Below are 19,766 nucleotides of genomic sequence, written 5' to 3'. Positions count from 1 at the left end.
CCGCCCTCACTTGACCTTCGTCTCGCACCGCATCCGTCGCTCATGGCCCACCACGCGCTCGGGCCCCGTCAAGGTCAGCGGCACCCGGTGGTGGACCGTCGCGCTGGAGGCGGCCACCCGCAGCTCCAGGGCTCCCGGCTCGACGACGCGCAGGCCGTCCGAGGCCGTGTACGACGCCAGGTCCGCGTGGAACGTGGCGTGGACCTCCGCGGATCCGCCGGGCGGCAGCGGCACCCGCGCATAGCCCACCAGGCGGACCACGGGCCGTGCCACGCGCCCCACGGGGTCGTGGAGGTAGAGCTGCACGACCTCCGTGCCGGGGCGGTCGCCCGTGTTGGTGACCGTCACGCGCACGGTCGTCTCGCCGTCCGTGGGCAGCTCGGCGGGGACGGGAGCCACCTCCCACGCGAACGTCGTGTACGACAGGCCGTGCCCGAACGGGAACAGCGGCGTCGGGTCGAGACTGCTCGCCTCGCCGCGCTGGCCGAGCGGCGGCGCCAGATACGTCCAGGGCTGGCCCGCAGGCCCGCGCGGCACGCTGACCGGCAGCCGCCCCGACGGATTGACCCGGCCCGAGAGCACCCCCGCGACCGCGCCGCCGCCCTCCTCGCCGGGGAAGAACGCCTGCACCACCCCGGCCAGGCGGTCCGCCCAGCGGCCGAGCGCGTAGGGGCGCCCGGTGAGCAGGACCAGGATCGTGGGGGTGCCCGACGCGAGCGCGCGGTCGATCAACTCGCCCTGCCCGTCCGGCAGTTCCAGATCCGCCGCGTCACACCCCTCGCCCGACGTGCCCCTGCCGAAGAGCCCCGACCGGTCGCCCGCCACCACCACGCACACCTCCGCGTCGGCCGGGTCCGCGACGAACGACGCCGCCGGGAGCTCCGACCGCAGCGCCCGCAGCAGCGTCGGCACGGTGACGCCCATCGGCAACTCCGGGTGCTCGACGCCCACATGGCGCGGAAAGGTGTAGCAGCCGAGCATCGCCGCCGGGTCGTCCGCGAGGGGGCCCACCACCGCGATCCGAGCGTCGTGCGCCAGGGGGAGGGCCCCGCCCGTACGGGCCAGGAGGACCACCGACTCCTCCGCCAGCTCCCGGGCCAGCAGCCTCATGTGCGGCGGGTCCAGGTCCACGGGCCCGGCGGGCACAGCCGCCGTCCACCCCGGGTCGAGCAGGCCGAGCTCGCACTTCTGGGTCAGGACGCGCAGGGCCGCGCGGTCCACCACGTCCCGCGGGGCGTCCCCCGCCCCGAAGCAGCGCACCGCCGGGAGTTCGACGTCCACGCCCGCCGCCAGGGCCAGGGCGGCAGCCCCCGCCCTGGAGTCCGTGACCCCGTGGGCCGACTCCAGGAAGGACACCCCGAAGTAGTCCGAGACCACGGTCCCGGTGAACCCCCACTCCTCGCGCAGGAGCCCCGTGAGCAGCGCCCGGTGGGCATGGGCCGGCAGACCGTCCAGGTCGTTGTAGGCGGGCATCACCGAGCGCGCGCCCCCGTCCCGTACCGCCATCTCGAACGGCGGCAGGACGACGTCCGCCAGTTCGCGCGGTCCGATCGACACGGGTGCGTGGTTGCGGGCGCCGCGCGAGGCCGCGTACCCGGCGAAGTGCTTGAGCGTGGCGACGATCCCGGCCGCCTGGAGGCCCTGGACGTACGCCGTGCCGATGGTCGCCACGAGGTAGGGGTCCTCGCCGATGGACTCCTCCGTGCGGCCCCAGCGCGGGTCGCGCACGACGTCCAGGACCGGGGCGAGGCCCTGGTGGACGCCGACCGCGCGCATCGACGCCCCGATGGACTCGGCCATCCTGCCCACCAGCGCGGGGTCGAAGGAGGCGCCCCAGGCGAGCGGGGTGGGGAAGACGGCGGCCTGCCAGGCGGTGAACCCGGTGAGGCACTCCTCGTGCGCGAGGGCGGGAAGCCCGAAGCGGTTGGCCGCGCGGACACGCTCCTGGAAGGCGGCGAGCCGGGCCGCGCCCTCGGCCGGTTCCACCGGGGCCGTGCCGAAGGGGCGCGTCAGCTGGCCCAGGCCGTGGGGGAGCAGCGCCTCCAGGTCGACGTGTTCCGCCACCTCGTGCTGGAGCGGTGCCACGTCGCCGGTCTGCTCCTGGGCGTCGGAGCCGGGCCAGACGCCGTACAGCTGGGCGATCTTCTCCCGTGCGGTCATCCGGGCGAGCAGGTCGGCGGCCCGCTCGGCGGCGGGCAGCGTGATGTCCTGCCAGGGGTGGACCATGGGACTCCTCAAGTCAGCGGCCGCCCGCGCCCATCAGACCGTCGACCAGCTGACGGCGGGCGAAGAGGTACACGGCGAAGATGGGCACGATGGACAGGACCACGGCGGCGAGCAGCGCCGGCACGTCGACGCGGAACTCGCCGACGTAGTCGTAGAGCCCGAGGGTGAGCACCCGGGACTCGGGGGACTGGGTGAGGATCAGCGGGAAGAGGAAGCCGTTCCAGGCCTGGAGCGCGGTGTAGACGGCGGCCGTGGAGATGCCGCCGCGGGACATCGGCACGACCAGGCGCAGCAGGATGCGGGCGGGACCGGCGCCGTCGAGCGCCATCGACTCGTACATCTCCTCGTCGATGTCGCGCATGGAGCCGGTGAGGATCAGGACGCTCACGGGGAGCGCGAAAGCGGCCGTCGGCAGGATCACCGCGAGCAGCGAGTCGTAGAGCTGGAGCTTCGTGATCAGCAGGAAGACCGGGATGATCACCGCCTGGGCGGGGATCGCGAGGCCGAGCAGGAACAGCTGGAAGAGGCGCCGGGCGCCCCGGCCCCGCGCCCGCACCACCGCGTACGCGACGCACACCCCGAGCACCAGGACGATCGCCACGCAGGCGACCGTCACCACCGCGGTGTTGAGGAGGTAGGTGAAGAAGCTGCTGTCCAGGACGCGGCGGTAGTTGTCGAGGGTGGGTTCGGTGGGCACGGAGAGCGGGCCGCGGTCGAAGTAGGCGTCGCGCGACTGGAGGGTCGTGGCGAGCAGGACGTACAGCGGCAGCGCGATGATCACCAGCCAGAGGAGGGCCGCGGCCCCGGCGGGGAGGTTGGGGCGGGCGCGGCGGGGGCGGGGCCCGCGCGGCGGTCGCACGGGGCTGCGGGTGCCGGGCCGCTCCAGGGTGCTGGTCACAGGCCCTCCCGTGTCGAGCGCATCGCCGCGAAGCCGGTGAGCCGTACGAGCAGAACGGAGACGCCCGTGGCGACCACGACGAGCGCGGTGGCGATCGCGCTCGCGTAGCCCATGTCGCGGGAGACGAACCCGGTCTCGTACATCCAGTAGGGGACGATCGTGGTGTCCGTGCCGGGGCCGCCCTCGGTGAGGATCAGCACGGTGTCGAAGAACGTCAGCGCGCCGACCACCATCAGGACGGACGAAGTGATCAGGGTGTTGCGCAGCTGCGGCAGCGTGATGTGGAAGAACTGCCGTACCGTGCCCGCGCCGTCGATGGCCGCCGCGTCGTACAGGGAGCGCGGGATCTGCCGGGTGCCGCCCTGGTAGAGCAGGGTGTGGAACGGGATGAACTGCCAGGCGGCCACGAACAGGATGGCTCCGAACGCGCCGCGCGGGGAGCCGAGCACGTCGCCGTCCGCGAAGCCGATCCACGGCCCGATGTCGGCGATCAAGCCGAAGTTGGGGTCCAGGAGCGTCTTCCAGAGCAGCGCGAGCGCCACGGACGAGGCGAGCAGCGGCAGGAAGAAGACGGCGCTCAGGACGGCGCGGTTCTTCTGCCGGCCGGCCGCCCACACCCCGAGCAGCAGGGCGATCGGCGTCTGCACGAGCCAGGTCAGGGCGGTGAGCAGCAGGCTCAGGACCACCGCGCCCCGCATCGTGGAATCCGCCCACAGGCGGCGCCAGTTGGCGGTGCCGCTGAAGGAGGGCAGGCCGCCGAGGCCGTCCCACTGGGTGAAGGAGAGATAGCCGACGAGGAAGAGCGGGCCGAGCGCGAAGCAGAGGAAGAACAGGGCGCCGGGCGCGGCCCACAGCAGGCCGGGGCGACCGGGGCGACCGGCGCGGCGGGGGCGATCGGGGTGACCAGGGCGGCCCGAACGGCCGCGCACGAGGGCCGGGGTCACTTCACTTTCCGCATCGCGTCGGCGAAGCCCTTCGGGCTCAGATCGCCGTTGAAGAGCTTTTGCAGGTTGTTGGTGAGCGGGGCGGTGAACTTGGCGGGCAGCGCCTGGTCCCAGGAGAGCGTGAAGGAGGGGGCCTCGCTCACCATCTCGTACTGGTACGTGGCGTACTCGGGGCTCTTGTGGGCGCCGAGCTGCTTCTTGGCGTCGGAGGTGGCGGGGACGTCTCCGTTGGCCACCAGGTCCTTGGCGTAGCTGTCCTGGGCGGCGAACTTGAGGAACTCGACGGCGGCGTCGCGCCGTTCGCCCTTCTTCACCTGGGTGGCGTTGACCGACCAGTAGTTGGTGGGGTTGCCGACGACGTTCTTGGGGTCGCCCTTGCCGCCGGGCACCGCGGGGAACGAGGTCCAGCCGAGGCCCGTCCTGGCGAACTCCTTCTGGTTGGCCTGCTGGTTGGCGTACTCCCAGCTGCCCATCAGATGCATGGCGGCCTTGCCGCGGGCGAAGAGCGTGGAGGCGCCGTCCGCCGTGTAGTTGACGGACTTGTAGTTCTTGCCGAAGGCCCCGCGGTCGACCAGGTCGCGGATCGTCTCACCCGCCTTGATCATGGCGGGGTCGTTCCAGGCGGAGGAGTCACCGTCCATGATCTTCTGGAAGACCTCGGGGCCGCCGAACCGGTCGAGGAGGTACTCCAGCCACATCAGTTCGGTCCACGGGTCGGCGCCCGCGAGCGCGAACGGCGTGACGCCCTTGTCCTTGAACGTGTCGATCAGGTCGAGCAGGTCGTCCCAGGAGGCCGGGGGCTCGACGCCCGCGTCCCGGAAGACCTTCTTGTTGTGGAAGAGGATCACCGGCTGCATGCCGCGCATCGGAACGCCGTAGTACGTCCCCTCGACGCGGCCCGCGTCGAGGATCGAGGGGATGAACGCCTTCTTCAGCGCGGGATCCCTCTTCAGGTACGGGCCCAGGTCGACCAGCATGTCCTTGGCCGCGAAGTCGCTGATGGAGCCGCCGCCCCAGTTGAAGAAGATGTCGGGGGCATTGGCGGTGCCCATCGAGGTGCGCATCTTGTCCTGGTAGCCCTCGCCGGGGATCTCGACGAGCTTCACCTTGACGTCCGAGGTCTTGTTGAAGCGGTCGACGACCTTGCGCTGCACCGAGGCCGACGGGTCGCCGTAGACCCAGGCCTCCAGCGTGGCGCCACCACCGCCCGCGCCGTCCTGGGGGCCGCCGCTGCCACAGGCGGAGAGGCCGGTGGCGGCGAGCGTCAGGGCCGCGGTGGCCAGGGCCGTACGTATGCGTCGGCGCAGGGGAGGGACAGGCATCGCAGCGCACCTTCCGGAAGGGTTCCGAAAATTATCGGTCGATGCGCACGGAAGTTACGGGCGACGGTCGGACGTGTCAACGCTCCTGACAGGAAGGGGAGTTCAGGAGTCTGGCCGGGAGGAGGCGCAAGCGACGCCGGACCCGCGCGGGACCTGCGCGGGACCTGCGCGGACTTCAGCCGCGGGCCGGGGTGCGGGACTTGCGCGGACGTCAGCCGCGGGCCGCCGTGCGGGACCTGCGGACCTCGGCCGCGGGCCGCCGCGCGGGGCCTACGGACCTCAGCCGGGGCGTTGTGCGGGGCCTGCGGGCCTCAGCCGCGGGCCGCCGTGCTCGAGCGCACCACCAGCTCCGTCGCCAGCTCGATCCGGGGTGAGGCGGGCTCCTCGCCGAGCGCGAGCCGCAGCACCGTACGGGCCGCCAGCTTCCCCATGTCCGACAGGGGCTGGCGCACGGTCGTCAGGGGCGGCGCGGACCAGCTGACCTCCGGCAGGTCGTCGAAGCCCACCACACTGAGGTCCTCGGGAACCCGCAGGCCGCGCCGCCGCAGGGCCTCGATCGCGCCGAGCGCCATCTGGTCGCTCGCGGCGAAGAGCGCGGTCGGCGGCTCGGCGAGACCGAGGAGCCGGCCCGCTCCGGCGAACCCCGACGCGTGGTAGAAGTCGCCCGGCACGATCAAGGCGTCGTCGACCGGCACCCCCGCGCCCTCCAGCGCCGCCCGGTAGCCGTCGAGCCGGGCCCGGGAGCACAGCAGCCGCGGCGGACCGGCGATGAAGCCGATCCTGCGGTGGCCGAGGGAGAGCAGGTGCTCGGTCGCGGCCATCCCGCCCGCCCAGTTGGTGGCGCCCACGGTCGGCGCGTCCAGGGCCGGGGAGCCGGCCGGGTCGATCACGACGAGCGGGACACCGAGCCGCCGCAGCTCGTCGTGGAGCACCGGCTCCAGGACGGAGGTCACCAGGATCACGCCGTCGGACGCACGGGCCCGCAGATTCTTCATCCACTGCCGGGCCGAGCCCGACGCGCCGTGGATCGCGGAGACGACCGTGCCCGCGCCTGCCGCGTGCACCACGTCCTCCACCCCGCGGATGATCTCCACCGCCCAGGGGCTGTCGAGGTCGTTGAAGACCAGGTCGACGAGGGCCGCGCGGCTGCCGGGCGCGCTCGCCCGCCGCTCGTAACCGTGCTCGCGCAGCAGGTCCTCGATGCGCGCGCGGGTCTCCTCCGAGACGTCGGACCGGCCGTTGACCACCCGCGACACCGTCGGCACCGAGACGCCCGCCTGCCGGGCAATCTCCGTGATGGTCACCTTGCTCCTGGACCGGCTCACTTCCCACCTCCGTCGAACTCCGTCGAAACCTTGCAGAAGCCTTCCGGAACACCGGAGTTGAGGTGAAGCCTAGAGGAGAGGGCCGTGGGACGAGCAGGCGCGCGGAAGTTCCCCGGAGGCGCCGGCTGCCTCCGGGGAACGGGGTGCTGCTCGGAAATTACCCGAGGACTACGGGACGAGCTTCAGGAGCTTGTTCGGCGATCCGCTGCCCGGGCCGGTGACCTTGCCCGAGGTGGCTCCGTTCACCAGCGCCGAGGAGACCTGGGCGGGCGTGGCCGAGGTGTGGCCCGCCAGGTAGACCGCCGCGGCACCCGCGACGTGCGGGGTGGCCATCGACGTCCCGGAGATGGTGTTGGTGGCCGTGTCGCTCGTGTTCCAGCCCGCCTTGATCGAGACGCCGGGCGCGAAGATGTCCAGGACCGAGCCGTAGTTGGACCAGCTGGCCTTGGCGTCCGTGCTGCTGGTGGCGCCCACCGTGATGGCCGCGGGGACCCGTGCCGGGGACGACGAGGAGGCGTTGACGCCCTCGTTGCCCGCGGCGACCGCGTAGCTGACGCCGTCGGCGATGGAGTTCTTCACCGCGTTGTCCAGCGAGGTGGAGGCGCCGCCGCCGAGCGACATGTTCGCCACGGCGGGCGCGCCCGCCGCGTGGTTGCTCGTCACCCAGTCGATGCCCGCGATGACCCCGGCGGTCGTGCCGGAGCCGTTGTTGTCGAGCACGCGGACGGCCACGATCTTGGCCTTCTTGGCGACGCCGTACGTCTTGCCCGCGATGGTGGTGGCCACGTGCGTGCCGTGGCCGTTGCCGTCCTGGGCGGTGGTGTCGCCGTCCACGGCGTCGTAGCCGTTCACCGCGCGGCCGCTGATCTCGGAGTGCGTGATGCGCACACCGGTGTCGATCACGTACGCGGTGACGCCCGAGCCCGCGGTGTCCGGGTAGGTGTAGGTCCCGGACAGCGGCAGGCTCGTCTGGTCGATGCGGTCCAGGCCCCAGGGCGCGCTGCTCTGGGTGGCGCTCGCGCGGACCGTGCGGTTCTGCTCGACCGAGGCGACCGCGGGGTCGGCGGCCAGGCGTCTCGCCTCCGCCGCGCCGAGCTCGACGGTGTAGCCGTCGAGCGCGGACTTGAAGGTCTTCTTCACCGACCCGCCGTACTCGGATATCAGGCCCTTGCCCTGGGCCGACGCGGCCTTGATGCCCGCGTTCTTCTTCAGGGTGACGATGTAGCTGCCCTTGACGGCGTCGGCCGAGCCGGCTCCGATCACGGTGCCCTCGGTGGGGGCGGCCTGGGCCGGAAGGGCGGTGACCGCACCGAGCAGAGTGGCGGCGGTGGCGGTCGAGATCGCCGCGGCGATCACAGTCTTCTTGCTGCGCAGCATTGCCATTACGAGGGAGTCCTCCTCATAGGCGGCGCGCGCCCCGGGTCGGGCGGCGCAACTGTGGGGGCGTGTGCGTGATCGCACACACAGCCGGGAACGGTGCGTTCCGTTCTCGGCGCGTTCAGCAGAATGTCGGCTCTACAGGCGTAGATCAAGGGAGTTGAAGCCTTGACATGTGTCTGTCATGTGCCCGCAATCGAATTTCGGAGGCACGCGCGTGGGGTAGGTGTCGGTCCGGGGCGAATGCCCCCTGTTCCGACGCCCCTGGTGCCCAAAAACTATCAGCGCTAGTTTGGGGTGCGGACGACTACCTGAGGAGTGCGATGAAGGCCCACGACGGCATGTACATCGGCGGCGCCTGGCGGCCCGCCGCCGGTACGGACACGATCACGGTCCTCAGCCCGGCCGACGAGCAGCCGGTGGGCGAGGTCCCCGCCGGCACGGTGGAGGACGTCGACGCCGCGGTGCGCGCGGCCCGCGAGGCCTTCCCGGCCTGGGCGGCGACCCCGCCCGTCGAGCGCGGCGCGCTCATCGGGGCGCTCCGCGACCAGCTGGTCGCCCGCAAGGACGAGATCGCCGAGACGGTGACGGCGGAGCTGGGCTCGCCGCTGCCGTTCTCGCAGATGGTGCACGCGGGCGTACCGATCCTGGTCGCCGGTTCGTACGCCGAGCTGGCCGCGACGTACGCCTTCGAGGAGAAGATCGGCAACTCCACGGTCTACATGGAGCCGGTCGGCGTGGTCGGTGCCATCACGCCCTGGAACTACCCCCTCCACCAGATCGTCAACAAGGTGGCCCCGGCGCTCGCCGCGGGCTGCACCGTGGTCCTCAAGCCCGCCGAGGACACCCCGCTCACCGCCCAGCTCTTCGCCGAGGCGGCGCACGAGGCGGGCATCCCCGCCGGTGTGTTCAACCTGGTCACCGGGCTCGGCCCGGTCGCCGGACAGGCGCTCGCCGAGCACGAGGGCGTCGACCTGGTCTCCTTCACCGGCTCGACGGCCGTCGGCAAGCAGATCGGCGCGACCGCGGGCGCGGCCGTCAAGCGCGTCGCCCTGGAGCTCGGCGGCAAGTCCGCCAACGTCATCCTGCCCAGCGCCGACCTGACGAAGGCGGTCAAGGCGGGCGTCGCCAACGTCATGTCCAACTCGGGCCAGACGTGCAGCGCCTGGACCCGCATGCTGGTGGACTCCGCGCGGTACGACGAAGCGGTCGCGCTCGCGGCGGAAGCCGCCGCCAAGTACGGCTCGCGCATCGGCCCCGTCGTCAACGCCAAGCAGCAGGCGCGCGTGCGGGGGTACATCGACAAGGGCGTCGAGGAAGGCGCCCGCGTGGTGGCCGGCGGCTCCGAAGCCCCGCGCGAGCAGGGCTACTTCGTCCAGCCGACGGTCTTCGCCGACGTCACCCCGCAGATGACCATCGCCCAGGAGGAGATCTTCGGCCCGGTCGTCTCGATCATCCGGTACGAGGACGAGGACGAGGCCCTGCGGATCGCCAACGGCACCGTGTACGGCCTCGCGGGCGCGGTCTGGGCGGCCGACGACGCGGAGGCGATCGCCTTCGCCCGCCGCATGGACACCGGCCAGGTCGACATCAACGGCGGCAGCTTCAACCCCCTTGCCCCGTTCGGCGGTTACAAGCAGTCGGGGGTGGGGCGCGAGCTGGGCCCGCACGGCCTGACCGAGTACCTCCAGACGAAGTCCCTCCAGTTCTGACCCCTCCGCCTGCCGCCCGCCGCTTGTCGCCTGCCCAAGGAGTACCCCACCGTGGTCCGCGCCGCCGTACTGCCCGCCGTCGGTTCTCCCCTGGAGATCACCGAGATCGACCTGCCCGAGCCGGGCCCCGGCCAGGTGCGGGTGCGCCTCGCCGCGGCCGGGGTCTGCCACTCCGACCTGTCCCTCACGAACGGCACGATGCGGGTGCCCGTGCCCGCCGTGCTCGGCCACGAGGGCGCGGGCACGGTCGTGTCCGTGGGCGAGGGCGTCACGCATGTGGCGCCGGGCGACGGAGTCGTCCTCAACTGGGCTCCCTCGTGCGGCGGCTGTCACCCCTGCTCGCTCGGCGAGGTGTGGCTGTGCGTGAACGCGCTGGCGGGCGCGGCCGACGTGTACGCCCACCGCGCCTCGGACGGCGCGGACCTCCACCCCGGCCTGAACGTCGCCGCGTTCGCCGAGGAGACGGTGGTGGCGGGCAACTGCGTGCTGCCCGCCCCGGTCGGCGTCCCGCTGACGGACGCCGCGCTCCTGGGCTGCGCGGTGCTCACCGGGTACGGCGCCGTGCACCACTCCGCGCGGGTCCGCGAGGGCGAGACGGTGGCCGTCTTCGGGGTCGGGGGAGTGGGCCTCGCGACGCTCCAGGCGGCGCGCATCGCCGGGGCCTCGAAGATCGTCGCGGTCGACGTGTCCCCGGAGAAGGAGGAGCTCGCGCGGGCGGCGGGGGCGACGGAGTACGTGGTCGCCTCCGAGAAGACCGCGAAGGACGTCCGCGGACTGACCGACGGCCAGGGCGTGGACGTGGCGGTGGAGTGCGTGGGGCGCGCGGTGACGATCCGCACGGCCTGGGAGTCCACGCGGCGCGGCGGGCGTACGACGGTGGTCGGCATCGGCGGCAAGGACCAGCAGGTCACCTTCAACGCCCTGGAGATCTTCCACTGGGGCCGCACCCTCGCCGGCTGCGTGTACGGCAACTCCGACCCGGCGGCGGACCTGCCGGTCCTCGCGGACCACATCCGCGCGGGCCGCTTCGACCTGGGCCTCCTGGTGACCGACCGGATCGCGCTCGACGGCATCCCGGCCGCCTTCGACAACATGACGGCGGGCAAGGGCGGACGCGCGCTGGTGGTGTTCTAGCCCTCGGCCTCCCGGCACTCCGCGAGACCCCTCGACACCCTCACGCGTTCGGACACACGCCGGGCGGGCCGCACTCCGGCCCGCCCGACGTGTGAGCTGCGGAAAAAGAACTCCCTGCGCGAACCGTTGACCACATACCCACTGGTCGGTACGGTCCCTGCCATCACACGCCCACCCCCTGTCCCGTCCCCGGACCCACCGGAGTGTGCACCCGCATGGACCCCGCACCGATCTCCACCGCACCCCCCTCCGCTCCCGCGTCACCGGCGGATCCCCACCGCCGCAAGGTGGCCACCGCGGCCGCCCTCGCCTCGGCCGTCGAGTGGTACGACTACTTCGTCTTCGGCATCGCCGCCGCCCTCGTCCTCGGCGACCTGTACTTCCCCTCCGGCAGCTCCTCCGCCGGTGTGCTCGCCGCGTTCGCCACCTTCGCCGTCGGCTTCCTGGCCCGCCCGATCGGCGGCATCATCGCCGGCCACCTCGGCGACCGGCGCGGCCGCAAGCCCATGCTGGTCCTCGCGCTGACCCTGATGGGCCTCTCCACCACGGGCATCGGCCTGCTCCCCACGTACGAGACCGTCGGCATCGCCGCGCCGATCCTGCTCGTCACCCTCCGCGTGTTCCAGGGCATCGCGGTCGGCGCGCAGTGGGGCGGCGCGATGCTCATGGCCACCGAGTACGCCCCCGAGGGCAAGCGCGGCCTCTACGGCAGCCTGGTCCAACTGGGCGTCCCCATCGGCGTGGTGAGCGCCAACACGGTCTTCCTGATCGCCGGGGCCGTCACCAGCGAGAGCACCTTCGAGTCGTGGGGCTGGCGGGTGCCCTTCATGGTGGGGCTCCTCGTGCTCGTCCTCGCCTGGTACATCCACACGCGCGTGGAGGAGACCCCGGAGTTCCGAGAGGCGGAGAGGGCCCTCGCCGAGAAGGAGAAGAGCCGCAAGGGCGCCGGCGCCGACGGGGGCAACTCGCCCCTGCGCACCATCCTGCGCCACCACCTCGGCACGGTGTTCCTGGCGGGCGGCTCGTTCGCGGTGAACACCGCGACCTTCTACATCATCATCACCGGTGTCCTCGACTACACCACCCGTGAGCTGGACATGAAGCGCAGCGCGGTCCTCACCGTCTCGCTCTGCGTCAGCCTCACCCAACTCGCCCTGATCCCCGCCTCCGCGGCGCTCTCCGACCGCATCGGACGGCTGCGGATCTACGCGCTGGGCGCCGCGGGGCTCGCGGTCTGGGCCGTGCCGATGTTCCTGCTCATCGACACCGGCTCACTGCTGTGGCTGGCCGTCGGCACCTTCGTGACCAGCTGTTTCCTCAGCATCATGTACGGGCCGCAGGCCGCGCTCTTCGCGGAGCTGTTCACGGCCGAGATGCGCTACACGGGAGCCTCGCTCGGCTACCAGATCGCGGCCGTGTTCGGCGGCGGGCTCGCGCCGTTCGTGATGGTGCTGCTCCTGGAGGCGACGGGCACCTCGATGGCCGTCGCCGCGTACATCATCGGTCTCGCGGTGATCGCCCTGATCTCCATCAAGGTGCTTGCGGGACGGGCGAGTTCCCGCTGAGTCCACCGCTCTTCGGCGCGGCGTCCGGCTCCGGCACCGTCACCTCCGACGGCGCCGGAGCCGTCGCGCGCAGCCGCGAGAACGACTTCGCGGCCGCCAGGAACGCGAGTGTCGTCAGGACGAACGGCCAGGTGAAGGTGTGTCCGCCGGACGGCGCGAGAAGCGCCGACATGGCCGAGCCGACGGCCGTCGCCGTGGCGGCGCCCACGAGGGCGTACGCGAGCGTCGCACCCCGCGCCGGCAGGAAGACGCCGCACAACGCCAGCGCCACGAGCACCGAGTTGTATACCGTCGTGCCGTCCGCGATCTGCGCGGCCGGCGCCCCGAGCACCCACGCCGTCCCGATCCCGACCACGCTGCCGAGGCACGCCACGGCGCCCGCGCGGCGGCTCGCGACGAAGAGCCCCACGAGCAGCAGCGCCCCGACGTACCACTGCGGCATGAAGAAGATCTGGGCGAAGCCCGCGAAGAACGCCCGGGCCAGATCGACCGGTCCGAGCGAGGTCGGGCCCGTCGCCGCGCGCGTCAGCGCGGCCAGGGCGTCCCCGTGGTGCCACACCCGCTCGAAGCCGGGCGCGGCGATCGTCGTGGCGCTCGCGAGCAGGCAGTACGGGAGCGTGAGCGAGGGCAGGCCCCAGACGGCGAGGAGGTTGACCGCCGCCGCCGTCACGACCGTGACCACCACACATCCCGCCAAGGCGAGCGCGGCCGTGGACAGATGCCCGGCGCCGAGGAACACCGCGAAACACAGCGCGGTGAGGCAGGCGTTGAAGCCTTCGAGGCCGGTCGTCACGCGGTCGTGGGCCGCCCCGAGCAGCCACGCCGTCCCGGTGCCGACGGCCGTGCCCGCGAGGCCGTAGAGGCCGTACTCCCACCCTGCGGCGAACAGCGCCACGCAGAACACGGCGCCCGCCGCCGCGCTGGACAGGAAGGTCACCTGCGCCTGACCGCGCAGCACGAGGGCGCAGAAGGGCAGCACCCGGGCGAGCGGACCGGTGGGCGCACCCGCACTCCAAAAGCCCGTTCCCCTGGCATCAGTTGAGTGCCGCACGGCTCACTCCCGTGTTACGTCCATGTTTCGACCGACAGGACGGATGCACTTTACATCTACTTGTGGGGGTACGGCGATACGTACGGCGACATCGAGGCGCGAGCGTCAGCCCGTCGGAGCCGCCACCTGTGCGTACTGGAGCGCGAGACCGTCGAGCAGCGCTCGCAGGCCCGTCTCGAAGGCCCGTTCGTCGATCTCCTGCTGGCGCTCGGCCAGCAGATGGGCCTGGCCCAGGTGCGGATAGTCCGCCGGGTCGTACGCGGTCGCGTCGTCCACGAAGCCGCCGGCGAAGGAGCCGAGCGCCGAGCCCATGATGAAGTACCGCATCAGCGCGCCGATCGACGTGGCCTGCGCCGCGGGCCAGCCCGCGTCCACCATCGCCCCGAACGCCGCGTCCGCGAGCCGCAGTCCGGCGGGCCGACGGCCGGGGCCGCTCGCGAGCACCGGAACGATGTTCGGGTGCAGGGTGAGCGCCGCGCGGTACGAGACGGCCCAGTCGTGCAGCGCCGTCCGCCAGTCGCGCTCGTCGGCGGTCTCGAACATCGACAGGTCGACCCGCGCGCTCACCGAGTCCGCGACCGCCTCCAGGATCTCGTCCTTCGTCCGGAAGTGGTTGTAGAGCGAAGGCCCGCTGACCCCGAGCTCGGCGGCGAGGCGGCGCGTCGAGACGGCGGCGAGCCCCTCGGCGTCGACGAGCGCACGCGCCGTCTCGACGATGCGATCTCTGCTGAGGAGGGGCTTGCGCGGTCGGGCCATGCGGCACATAGTAGGGCTGCCGCAAGAAACTAGCAGTGCTAATTTAAATCCGGGACACAGGCCGCTCCCGAGAACGTCCCCAAGAGTCGACCCGAAGAGGTGCCACGCGATGAATCTGGAGCTCAGCGAGGAGCAGTCCGCCGTGCGGCAGCTCGCCAAGGACTTCGTGGCCCGCGAGATCGCCCCCCACGTCATCGAGTGGGACCGTGCCGAGAGCGTGGACCGGTCCGTCGTGAAGAAGCTCGGCGAGGTCGGCTTCCTCGGGCTCACCGTCGACGAGGAGTACGGCGGCTCGGGCGGCGACCACCTCGCCTACTGCCTGGTGACCGAGGAGCTGGGGCGCGGCGACTCCTCCGTGCGCGGCATCGTGTCCGTCTCGCTGGGCCTGGTGGCCAAGACCATCGCGTCCTGGGGGAGCGAGGAGCAGAAGCGGCGGTGGCTGCCGGGCCTCACCTCCGGCGAGCTCGTCGGCTGCTTCGGGCTCACCGAGCCGGGCACGGGGTCCGACGCGGGGAACCTCGCGACGAAGGCCGTGCGCGACGGCGGCGACTACGTCGTCAACGGCTCCAAGATGTTCATCACGAACGGCACCTGGGCCGACGTCGTGCTGCTCTTCGCGCGGACGAACGACGCCCCCGGGCACAAGGGCGTCTCCGCCTTCCTCGTGCCGACCGACACCCCCGGCCTGAGCCGCCGCACGATCCACGGCAAGCTCGGCCTGCGCGGCCAGGCCACCGCCGAGCTGGTCCTCGAAGACGTCCGGGTGCCCGCTTCGGCCATGATGGCGCCCGAGGGCAAGGGCTTCTCGGTCGCCATGTCGGCGCTCGCCAAGGGGCGGATGTCGGTCGCCGCCGGGTGCGTGGGCATCGCGCAGGCCGCCCTCGACGCGGCCGTGACGTACGCGACCGAGCGCGAGCAGTTCGGCAAGCCCATCGCGGGACACCAGCTGGTCCAGGAGCTGATCAGCGACATCGCGGTCGACGTGGACGCCGCGCGCCTGCTGACCTGGCGGGTCGCCGACCTCATCGACCGCGGGCAGCCCTTCGCCACGGAGTCCTCCAAGGCCAAGCTGTTCGCCTCCGAGGCCGCGGTGCGCGCCGCCAACAACGCGCTCCAGGTCTTCGGCGGCTACGGCTACATCGACGAGTACCCCGCGGGCAAGCTGCTGCGCGACGCCCGCGTGATGACGCTCTACGAGGGCACGAGCCAGATCCAGAAGCTCGTCATCGGGCGGGCGCTGACCGGCGTATCGGCCTTCTGAGTACGCGAGCTGAGTACGCGAGCGGATGTGGCCCGGCCGCTGCCGGGCCAAGCTCTGACCATGAGTGAGACACCGGTCAAGCAGCAGAGCAGCACCGCCTACTACGGCCAGGCGATCGCGTCGTTCGCCGTGGCGCTGGGCGCGACGGCGATCGGGATCTACAGCCTCGACGTCAGCGGCTGGATCCGCGCGTTCCTCGCCATTTCCGTCCTGTACCTCACGACCTCCGCCTTCACCCTCGCCAAGGTGATCAGGGACAAGCAGGAGGCCGGCCAGCTCGTCAGCCGCGTCGACCAGGCCCGTCTGGAGAAGATCCTCGCCGAACACGACCCGTTCAAGCCGGTCGCCTGACCGGCTTCCTAAGCGCTTGCTCACCGCCGGGGGTATGGTGTCCCTCCGAACGGCGGAAGGAGTGGGCGATGAGCACGGCGGAGCAGACCGAGGGCGAGGACCTGCCATGGGGCGAGGTCACCCCTGATGCGGCGCGGCGGCTCCTGGTCGCCGCCGTCGAGGCCTTCGCCGAGCGCGGGTACCACGCGACGACGACCCGGGACATCGCCGGCCGCGCCGGCATGAGCCCGGCGGCGCTCTACATCCACTACAAGACCAAGGAAGAGCTGCTCCACCGCATCAGCCGGATCGGCCACGACAAGGCCCTGCGGGTCCTGCGCACCGCGGCCGACGGTCCGGGCACGGCGGCGGAGCGGCTCGCCGACGCCGTGCGGTCCTTCGTGCGCTGGCACGCCGACCACCACACCACGGCCCGCGTGGTCCAGTACGAGCTGGACGCGCTCGGCGAGGAGCACCGCACGGAGATCGTCGCGCTGCGCCGCCGGTCGGACGCGGCCGTGCGGGACATGATCAACGACGGGGTGCGGGACGGGGAGTTCGACGTCCCCGACGTGCCCGGCACCACGCTGGCCGTGCTCTCGCTCTGCATCGACGTGGCCCGCTGGTTCAACGTCGCGGGCACCCGGACGCCCGACGAGGTCGGCGCGCTCTACGCCGACCTCGTGCTGCGCATGGTGGGGGCCCGCAAGCAGGCCGCCTGAACCGCGCCCGGCTCAGAAGTAGTAGCGGGACACCGACTCCGCGACGCAGGCGGGCTTCTCGCTGCCCTCGCGCTCCACGGTGACCACGGCCGTCACCTGCACGCCGCCGTCCTTGGTCTGCTCGACCTCCTTGAGCACGGCGCTCGCGCGCACCCGGGAGCCCGAGGGCACCGGCGAGGGGAAGCGGACCTTGTTGGTGCCGTAGTTGACGCCCATCTTCATGCCCTCGACCCGCATGACCTGCGGCACCAGGCTCGGCAGCAGCGACAGCGTCAGATAGCCGTGCGCGATGGTCGTCTTGAAGGGGCCCTGCGCCGCCTTCTCCGCGTCCACGTGGATCCACTGGTGGTCGCCCGTGGCGTCGGCGAACAGGTCGATCCGCTTCTGGTCGACCTCCAGCCATTCGCTGTGCCCGAGCTGCTCGCCGACTCCGGCACGCAGGTCGTCGGCCGACGCGAAGATCCTCGGCTCTGCCATGTCCCTGGCCTCCTCAAAGTAATCGAACTAAGCGCTTGCTCAGCATGCTGGGTGGGCCGACGTGTGTCAACGGAGGCGTCCACGGAGCCGTCGGCCGAGGCGTCGGCGGAGGCCTCGCCGCAGACCCCGGCGGAGGCATCAACGGGCCCTCGGGCCAGCCATTAAGGTGTGAGGGGTGCCCCAGATCCCAGAGAAGATCCACGAGCTCACGGTCGGCCAGCTCTCGGCCCGCAGCGGCGCGGCCGTCTCCGCCCTGCACTTCTACGAGTCCAAGGGTCTGATCACCAGCCGCCGCACCTCGGGCAACCAGCGCCGCTACCACCGTGACGCGCTGCGCCGCGTCGCCTTCATCCGGGCCGCCCAGCGCGTCGGCATCCCGCTCGCCACGATCCGCGAGGCGCTGGACTCGCTCCCCGAGGAGCGCACGCCCACCCGCGAGGACTGGGCGCGCCTCTCGGAGACCTGGCGCTCGGAACTGGACGAGCGCATCAACCAGTTGGGCCGGCTGCGCGATCACCTCACGGACTGCATCGGCTGCGGCTGCCTCTCCCTGGAGACGTGCGTGCTCTCCAACCCCGACGACGTCTTCGGCGAACGAGCCGCCGGCTCCCGCCTCCTGGTGGAGCGCCGCACCCGCTCGTGAGAGCCCTCACGCAGGGACGCTCACGCGGGATCAGGGCCCAGCAGGGACAGCGCCGCCCTCACCAACTCCGCGTTGGACCGGGCCCGTCGCCCGTCCGGCAGGGCCAGCGTGTCCTCCAGGCCGATCCGCGTCGCCAGACCCAGGCGGCCCGCGAGCCGCAGGACGGGCCAGGTTCCCTCCTCCTCGCCGTGCAGCAGGACGGGGCGGCCGTGGGCCGGGCCGATCGCCGTGAGCAGGGCGCGGGCCGAGTCGCGGGCCGTGGCCGGATCGGGGTCCGTGACCTCGGCGAGGACCCGCAGGACGCGCGGCCCGTGCGCCCACGCCGCGAAGCGCTCCGCGCCGTCCGTCCCGGACCAGAGGCCCGCCTCCACGCCCACGCCCCGGTCGAGGAGCGCCTCGGCCACCGCTTCCGCGCCCGGCTCGTGCCAGTTCACCGACGCGTGGTCGGGCAGCACCGTCCACGCGCGGATGTGCGCCACCCGCTGCTCCGGGTCCGGGTCGGCCCACGCGCCCGTGGTCACCCCGACCGGGACGGAGGTCACGGAACGGACCGCTTCCAGCGCGGCCGCAACCGCGCGTGGCGCCAACGTGTCTTGTCCACAAGGAGACTTGGGGTGTACATGGACATCGCGTGCACCGGCCGCGACGGCTTGCGCCACGGACTCGGCCATCGCCCCGGGTGACAACGGGATCAGCGCACCATCGCCCGCGCCGCGGGCGCCGTTCAGACATACCTGCATCACCACAGGACAGCACAGCCGACGGGACACCGACGAGACACAGGGGGAGGGCCGATGGGAGTAGCCATCTGCTCGTTGAAGTGGGACGCCGCACGGACGGGACCGCAGAAGATCAAGTACGACGGCGACGGCTACCACCTCGTGCGGTTTCCGTACGCGGACGCCGAGGAGTCCTACGACCCGTGGGACATGCACGACCCCGGCAAGGGCGGCACCGGACCGTCCCGGTTCCCGGACGCCCGGTCCGGGCTCATCTGGCCGAGCCACGACGGTTGGGGCACCCTGTCGGCGATGATCTTCTGGGAGCCCGACGGCCGGCCCACCGAGTACCGCGCACGCTATGTGCGCGACCCGCTCGGCCTCTCCACCGGGTACGACTCGACGGCCACCACCGACTGGGCCCCCACCAAGGGCGGGCAGTACCGGACGCACACCTGGCAGATGTTCGTCCGCCCGGAGACCCCGGTCGGACTGAAGATATCGGCGCGCGGCCCCGGCGACGTGAAGATCGCGGCGCCACTGATGTTCGCCGAGTTCAAGCTGGCCATACAGTGGGACGTGGCGACGCCCTAGCCGCCGTACGCCCGCAGGCGGCCTCGCGGAACCTCATGCCGAGACCAGTGGCCGCGCCCGCCGTGCCCGCGCCCTCGCCATCGCGGCGGGCGTGAGCACCGGCGCCGGGACGACGATCCCGCAGCCCGTGCAGACGGCGCCCGAAGAGGGCTCGTGCGCGAGGCCGTGGGTCCATATGAGGTCCGACCGGTCGCACACCGGACAGACCGCGCCCGGCTCCCGTTCGAGCGCCGCGATCAGCCGGCGCAGCACGTCGGCCAGCGGTCCCGAGGGGTGGACGCCGGGATCGTCGCACCAGGCGACCCCGAACCCGCCCCAGGTGCACCGGTGCCAGTCGTCCACGCTGCCGGGGCGGCGCAGCCCGTCGTGCTTCTCCTTGCGGCGGCGCTCCGCGAAGTCCGCCTCGTAGACGAGCCAGACCGCACGGGCCGCCTCCAGCTCGTCGAGCGCGGCCACGAGCCGCGCCGGGTCGGGGGAGCGGTCCTCGGGCCCGAAGCCCGCCCGGGAGCACAAATGGTCCCAGGTCGCCCGGTGGCCGTAAGGGGCGAACCTCTCCAGGCACTTGCGCAGCGAGTACCGCCGCAGTGCCAAATCGCTCAGCGGATCGCGCACCTGTCTCGCGAGACTCCGGAATCCGGCCATCGCCCTGCACCTCCGTCGCACGTTCTCGGACGTTGCCGAGTAGACGTATCGACACGCGATTCGGCTCC

19 protein-coding genes are annotated in these 19,766 nt (G+C 72.2%); 8 read left to right on the top strand and 11 right to left on the bottom strand.

The features are described from left to right. Window positions 1–6: 6 nt before the first annotated feature. From QBL25_RS10610 to QBL25_RS10585, 6 genes are all read right to left on the bottom strand, one after another. Window positions 7–2,226 (bottom strand): beta-glucosidase, encoded by a 2,220-nt coding sequence (locus tag QBL25_RS10610; protein WP_409056768.1) that lies wholly within the window; start codon window positions 2,224–2,226, stop codon window positions 7–9. Between the two features lie 13 nt (window positions 2,227–2,239). Next, window positions 2,240–3,124 carry a carbohydrate ABC transporter permease gene (locus tag QBL25_RS10605; protein ID WP_409056767.1) on the bottom strand — a complete coding sequence of 295 codons (885 nt, stop codon included), beginning with the start codon at window positions 3,122–3,124 and terminating at the stop codon, window positions 2,240–2,242. Beyond that, the gene (locus QBL25_RS10600) at window positions 3,121–4,068 is read right to left on the bottom strand and encodes a carbohydrate ABC transporter permease (protein ID WP_409056766.1); all 948 of its coding nucleotides are present in this window, start codon (window positions 4,066–4,068) and stop codon (window positions 3,121–3,123) included. Before QBL25_RS10600 ends, QBL25_RS10605 begins: the two co-directional genes overlap by 4 nt. Next, window positions 4,065–5,390 carry an ABC transporter substrate-binding protein gene (locus QBL25_RS10595; protein ID WP_409056765.1) on the bottom strand — a complete coding sequence of 442 codons (1,326 nt, stop codon included), beginning with the start codon at window positions 5,388–5,390 and terminating at the stop codon, window positions 4,065–4,067. Before QBL25_RS10595 ends, QBL25_RS10600 begins: the two co-directional genes overlap by 4 nt. 311 nt (window positions 5,391–5,701) lie before the next feature. Then, window positions 5,702–6,694: a LacI family DNA-binding transcriptional regulator gene (locus QBL25_RS10590; RefSeq protein WP_409056764.1), complete on the bottom strand. Its 993-nt coding sequence runs from the start codon at window positions 6,692–6,694 to the stop codon at window positions 5,702–5,704. Between the two features lie 189 nt (window positions 6,695–6,883). Further along, complete coding sequence (locus QBL25_RS10585) at window positions 6,884–8,098, bottom strand: S8 family peptidase (RefSeq protein ID WP_409056763.1); 1,215 nt, start codon at window positions 8,096–8,098, stop codon at window positions 6,884–6,886. Between the two features lie 317 nt (window positions 8,099–8,415). Here QBL25_RS10585 and QBL25_RS10580 point away from each other — a divergent pair, with 317 nt between their 5' ends. The 3 genes from QBL25_RS10580 (at window position 8,416) to QBL25_RS10570 (ending at window position 12,503) form a co-directional block, all read left to right on the top strand. Beyond that, a complete protein-coding gene (locus tag QBL25_RS10580; protein WP_409056762.1) occupies window positions 8,416–9,804 on the top strand; it encodes an aldehyde dehydrogenase family protein in 1,389 nt (462 codons plus the stop codon). Between the two features lie 51 nt (window positions 9,805–9,855). Further along, a complete protein-coding gene (locus QBL25_RS10575; protein ID WP_409056761.1) occupies window positions 9,856–10,938 on the top strand; it encodes a zinc-binding dehydrogenase in 1,083 nt (360 codons plus the stop codon). Window positions 10,939–11,153: 215 nt separating this feature from the next. Then, the gene (locus QBL25_RS10570) at window positions 11,154–12,503 is read left to right on the top strand and encodes an MFS transporter (protein ID WP_409056760.1); all 1,350 of its coding nucleotides are present in this window, start codon (window positions 11,154–11,156) and stop codon (window positions 12,501–12,503) included. Here the strand turns inward: QBL25_RS10570 and QBL25_RS10565 are convergent. Next, entirely contained in the window at window positions 12,469–13,482 is a 1,014-nt protein-coding gene (locus QBL25_RS10565) for an urea transporter (RefSeq protein WP_409056759.1), read from the bottom strand. The two genes, QBL25_RS10570 and QBL25_RS10565, sit on opposite strands and share 35 nt — an antisense overlap. Window positions 13,483–13,659: 177 nt before the next feature. Next, complete coding sequence (locus QBL25_RS10560; RefSeq protein ID WP_409056758.1) at window positions 13,660–14,310, bottom strand: TetR/AcrR family transcriptional regulator; 651 nt, start codon at window positions 14,308–14,310, stop codon at window positions 13,660–13,662. Window positions 14,311–14,419: 109 nt separating this feature from the next. Here QBL25_RS10560 and QBL25_RS10555 point away from each other — a divergent pair, with 109 nt between their 5' ends. From QBL25_RS10555 to QBL25_RS10545, 3 genes are all read left to right on the top strand, one after another. Beyond that, window positions 14,420–15,571: an acyl-CoA dehydrogenase family protein gene (locus QBL25_RS10555; RefSeq protein ID WP_409056757.1), complete on the top strand. Its 1,152-nt coding sequence runs from the start codon at window positions 14,420–14,422 to the stop codon at window positions 15,569–15,571. A 60-nt stretch (window positions 15,572–15,631) separates the two neighbouring features. Further along, complete coding sequence (locus QBL25_RS10550) at window positions 15,632–15,922, top strand: YiaA/YiaB family inner membrane protein (RefSeq protein WP_361195722.1); 291 nt, start codon at window positions 15,632–15,634, stop codon at window positions 15,920–15,922. A gap of 68 nt (window positions 15,923–15,990) precedes the next feature. Then, window positions 15,991–16,623 carry a TetR/AcrR family transcriptional regulator gene (locus QBL25_RS10545; RefSeq protein WP_409056756.1) on the top strand — a complete coding sequence of 211 codons (633 nt, stop codon included), beginning with the start codon at window positions 15,991–15,993 and terminating at the stop codon, window positions 16,621–16,623. 12 nt (window positions 16,624–16,635) lie between these two features. Here the strand turns inward: QBL25_RS10545 and QBL25_RS10540 are convergent, their stop codons facing one another. After that, window positions 16,636–17,100, bottom strand: coding sequence for a MaoC family dehydratase (locus tag QBL25_RS10540; protein ID WP_409056755.1), 465 nt, complete (start codon window positions 17,098–17,100; stop codon window positions 16,636–16,638). A 175-nt stretch (window positions 17,101–17,275) separates the two neighbouring features. Here QBL25_RS10540 and soxR point away from each other — a divergent pair, with 175 nt between their 5' ends. Next, window positions 17,276–17,743, top strand: a complete 468-nt coding sequence (gene soxR / locus QBL25_RS10535) for a redox-sensitive transcriptional activator SoxR (protein ID WP_409056754.1) — start codon at window positions 17,276–17,278, stop codon at window positions 17,741–17,743. A gap of 20 nt (window positions 17,744–17,763) precedes the next feature. Here the strand turns inward: soxR and QBL25_RS10530 are convergent, their stop codons facing one another. Then, window positions 17,764–18,486 (bottom strand): 3-keto-5-aminohexanoate cleavage protein, encoded by a 723-nt coding sequence (locus tag QBL25_RS10530; RefSeq protein ID WP_409056753.1) that lies wholly within the window; start codon window positions 18,484–18,486, stop codon window positions 17,764–17,766. Window positions 18,487–18,537: 51 nt separating this feature from the next. On the opposite strand from QBL25_RS10530, the gene QBL25_RS10525 reads away from it, so the two are divergent. Further along, complete coding sequence (locus QBL25_RS10525; RefSeq protein WP_409056752.1) at window positions 18,538–19,056, top strand: hypothetical protein; 519 nt, start codon at window positions 18,538–18,540, stop codon at window positions 19,054–19,056. Between the two features lie 33 nt (window positions 19,057–19,089). Here QBL25_RS10525 and QBL25_RS10520 read toward each other — a convergent pair whose 3' ends face one another. Further along, window positions 19,090–19,698, bottom strand: a complete 609-nt coding sequence (locus QBL25_RS10520; RefSeq protein ID WP_409056751.1) for a hypothetical protein — start codon at window positions 19,696–19,698, stop codon at window positions 19,090–19,092. Between the last annotated feature and the right edge of the window lie 68 nt (window positions 19,699–19,766).

Origin of the sequence: Streptomyces sp. SYP-A7185, assembly GCF_046103685.1 — a bacterium.
GTDB lineage: Bacteria > Actinomycetota > Actinomycetes > Streptomycetales > Streptomycetaceae > Streptomyces.
The sequence above is the reverse complement of the archived record's forward strand: the minus strand, read 5'-3'. Positions and strand labels throughout refer to the sequence as shown.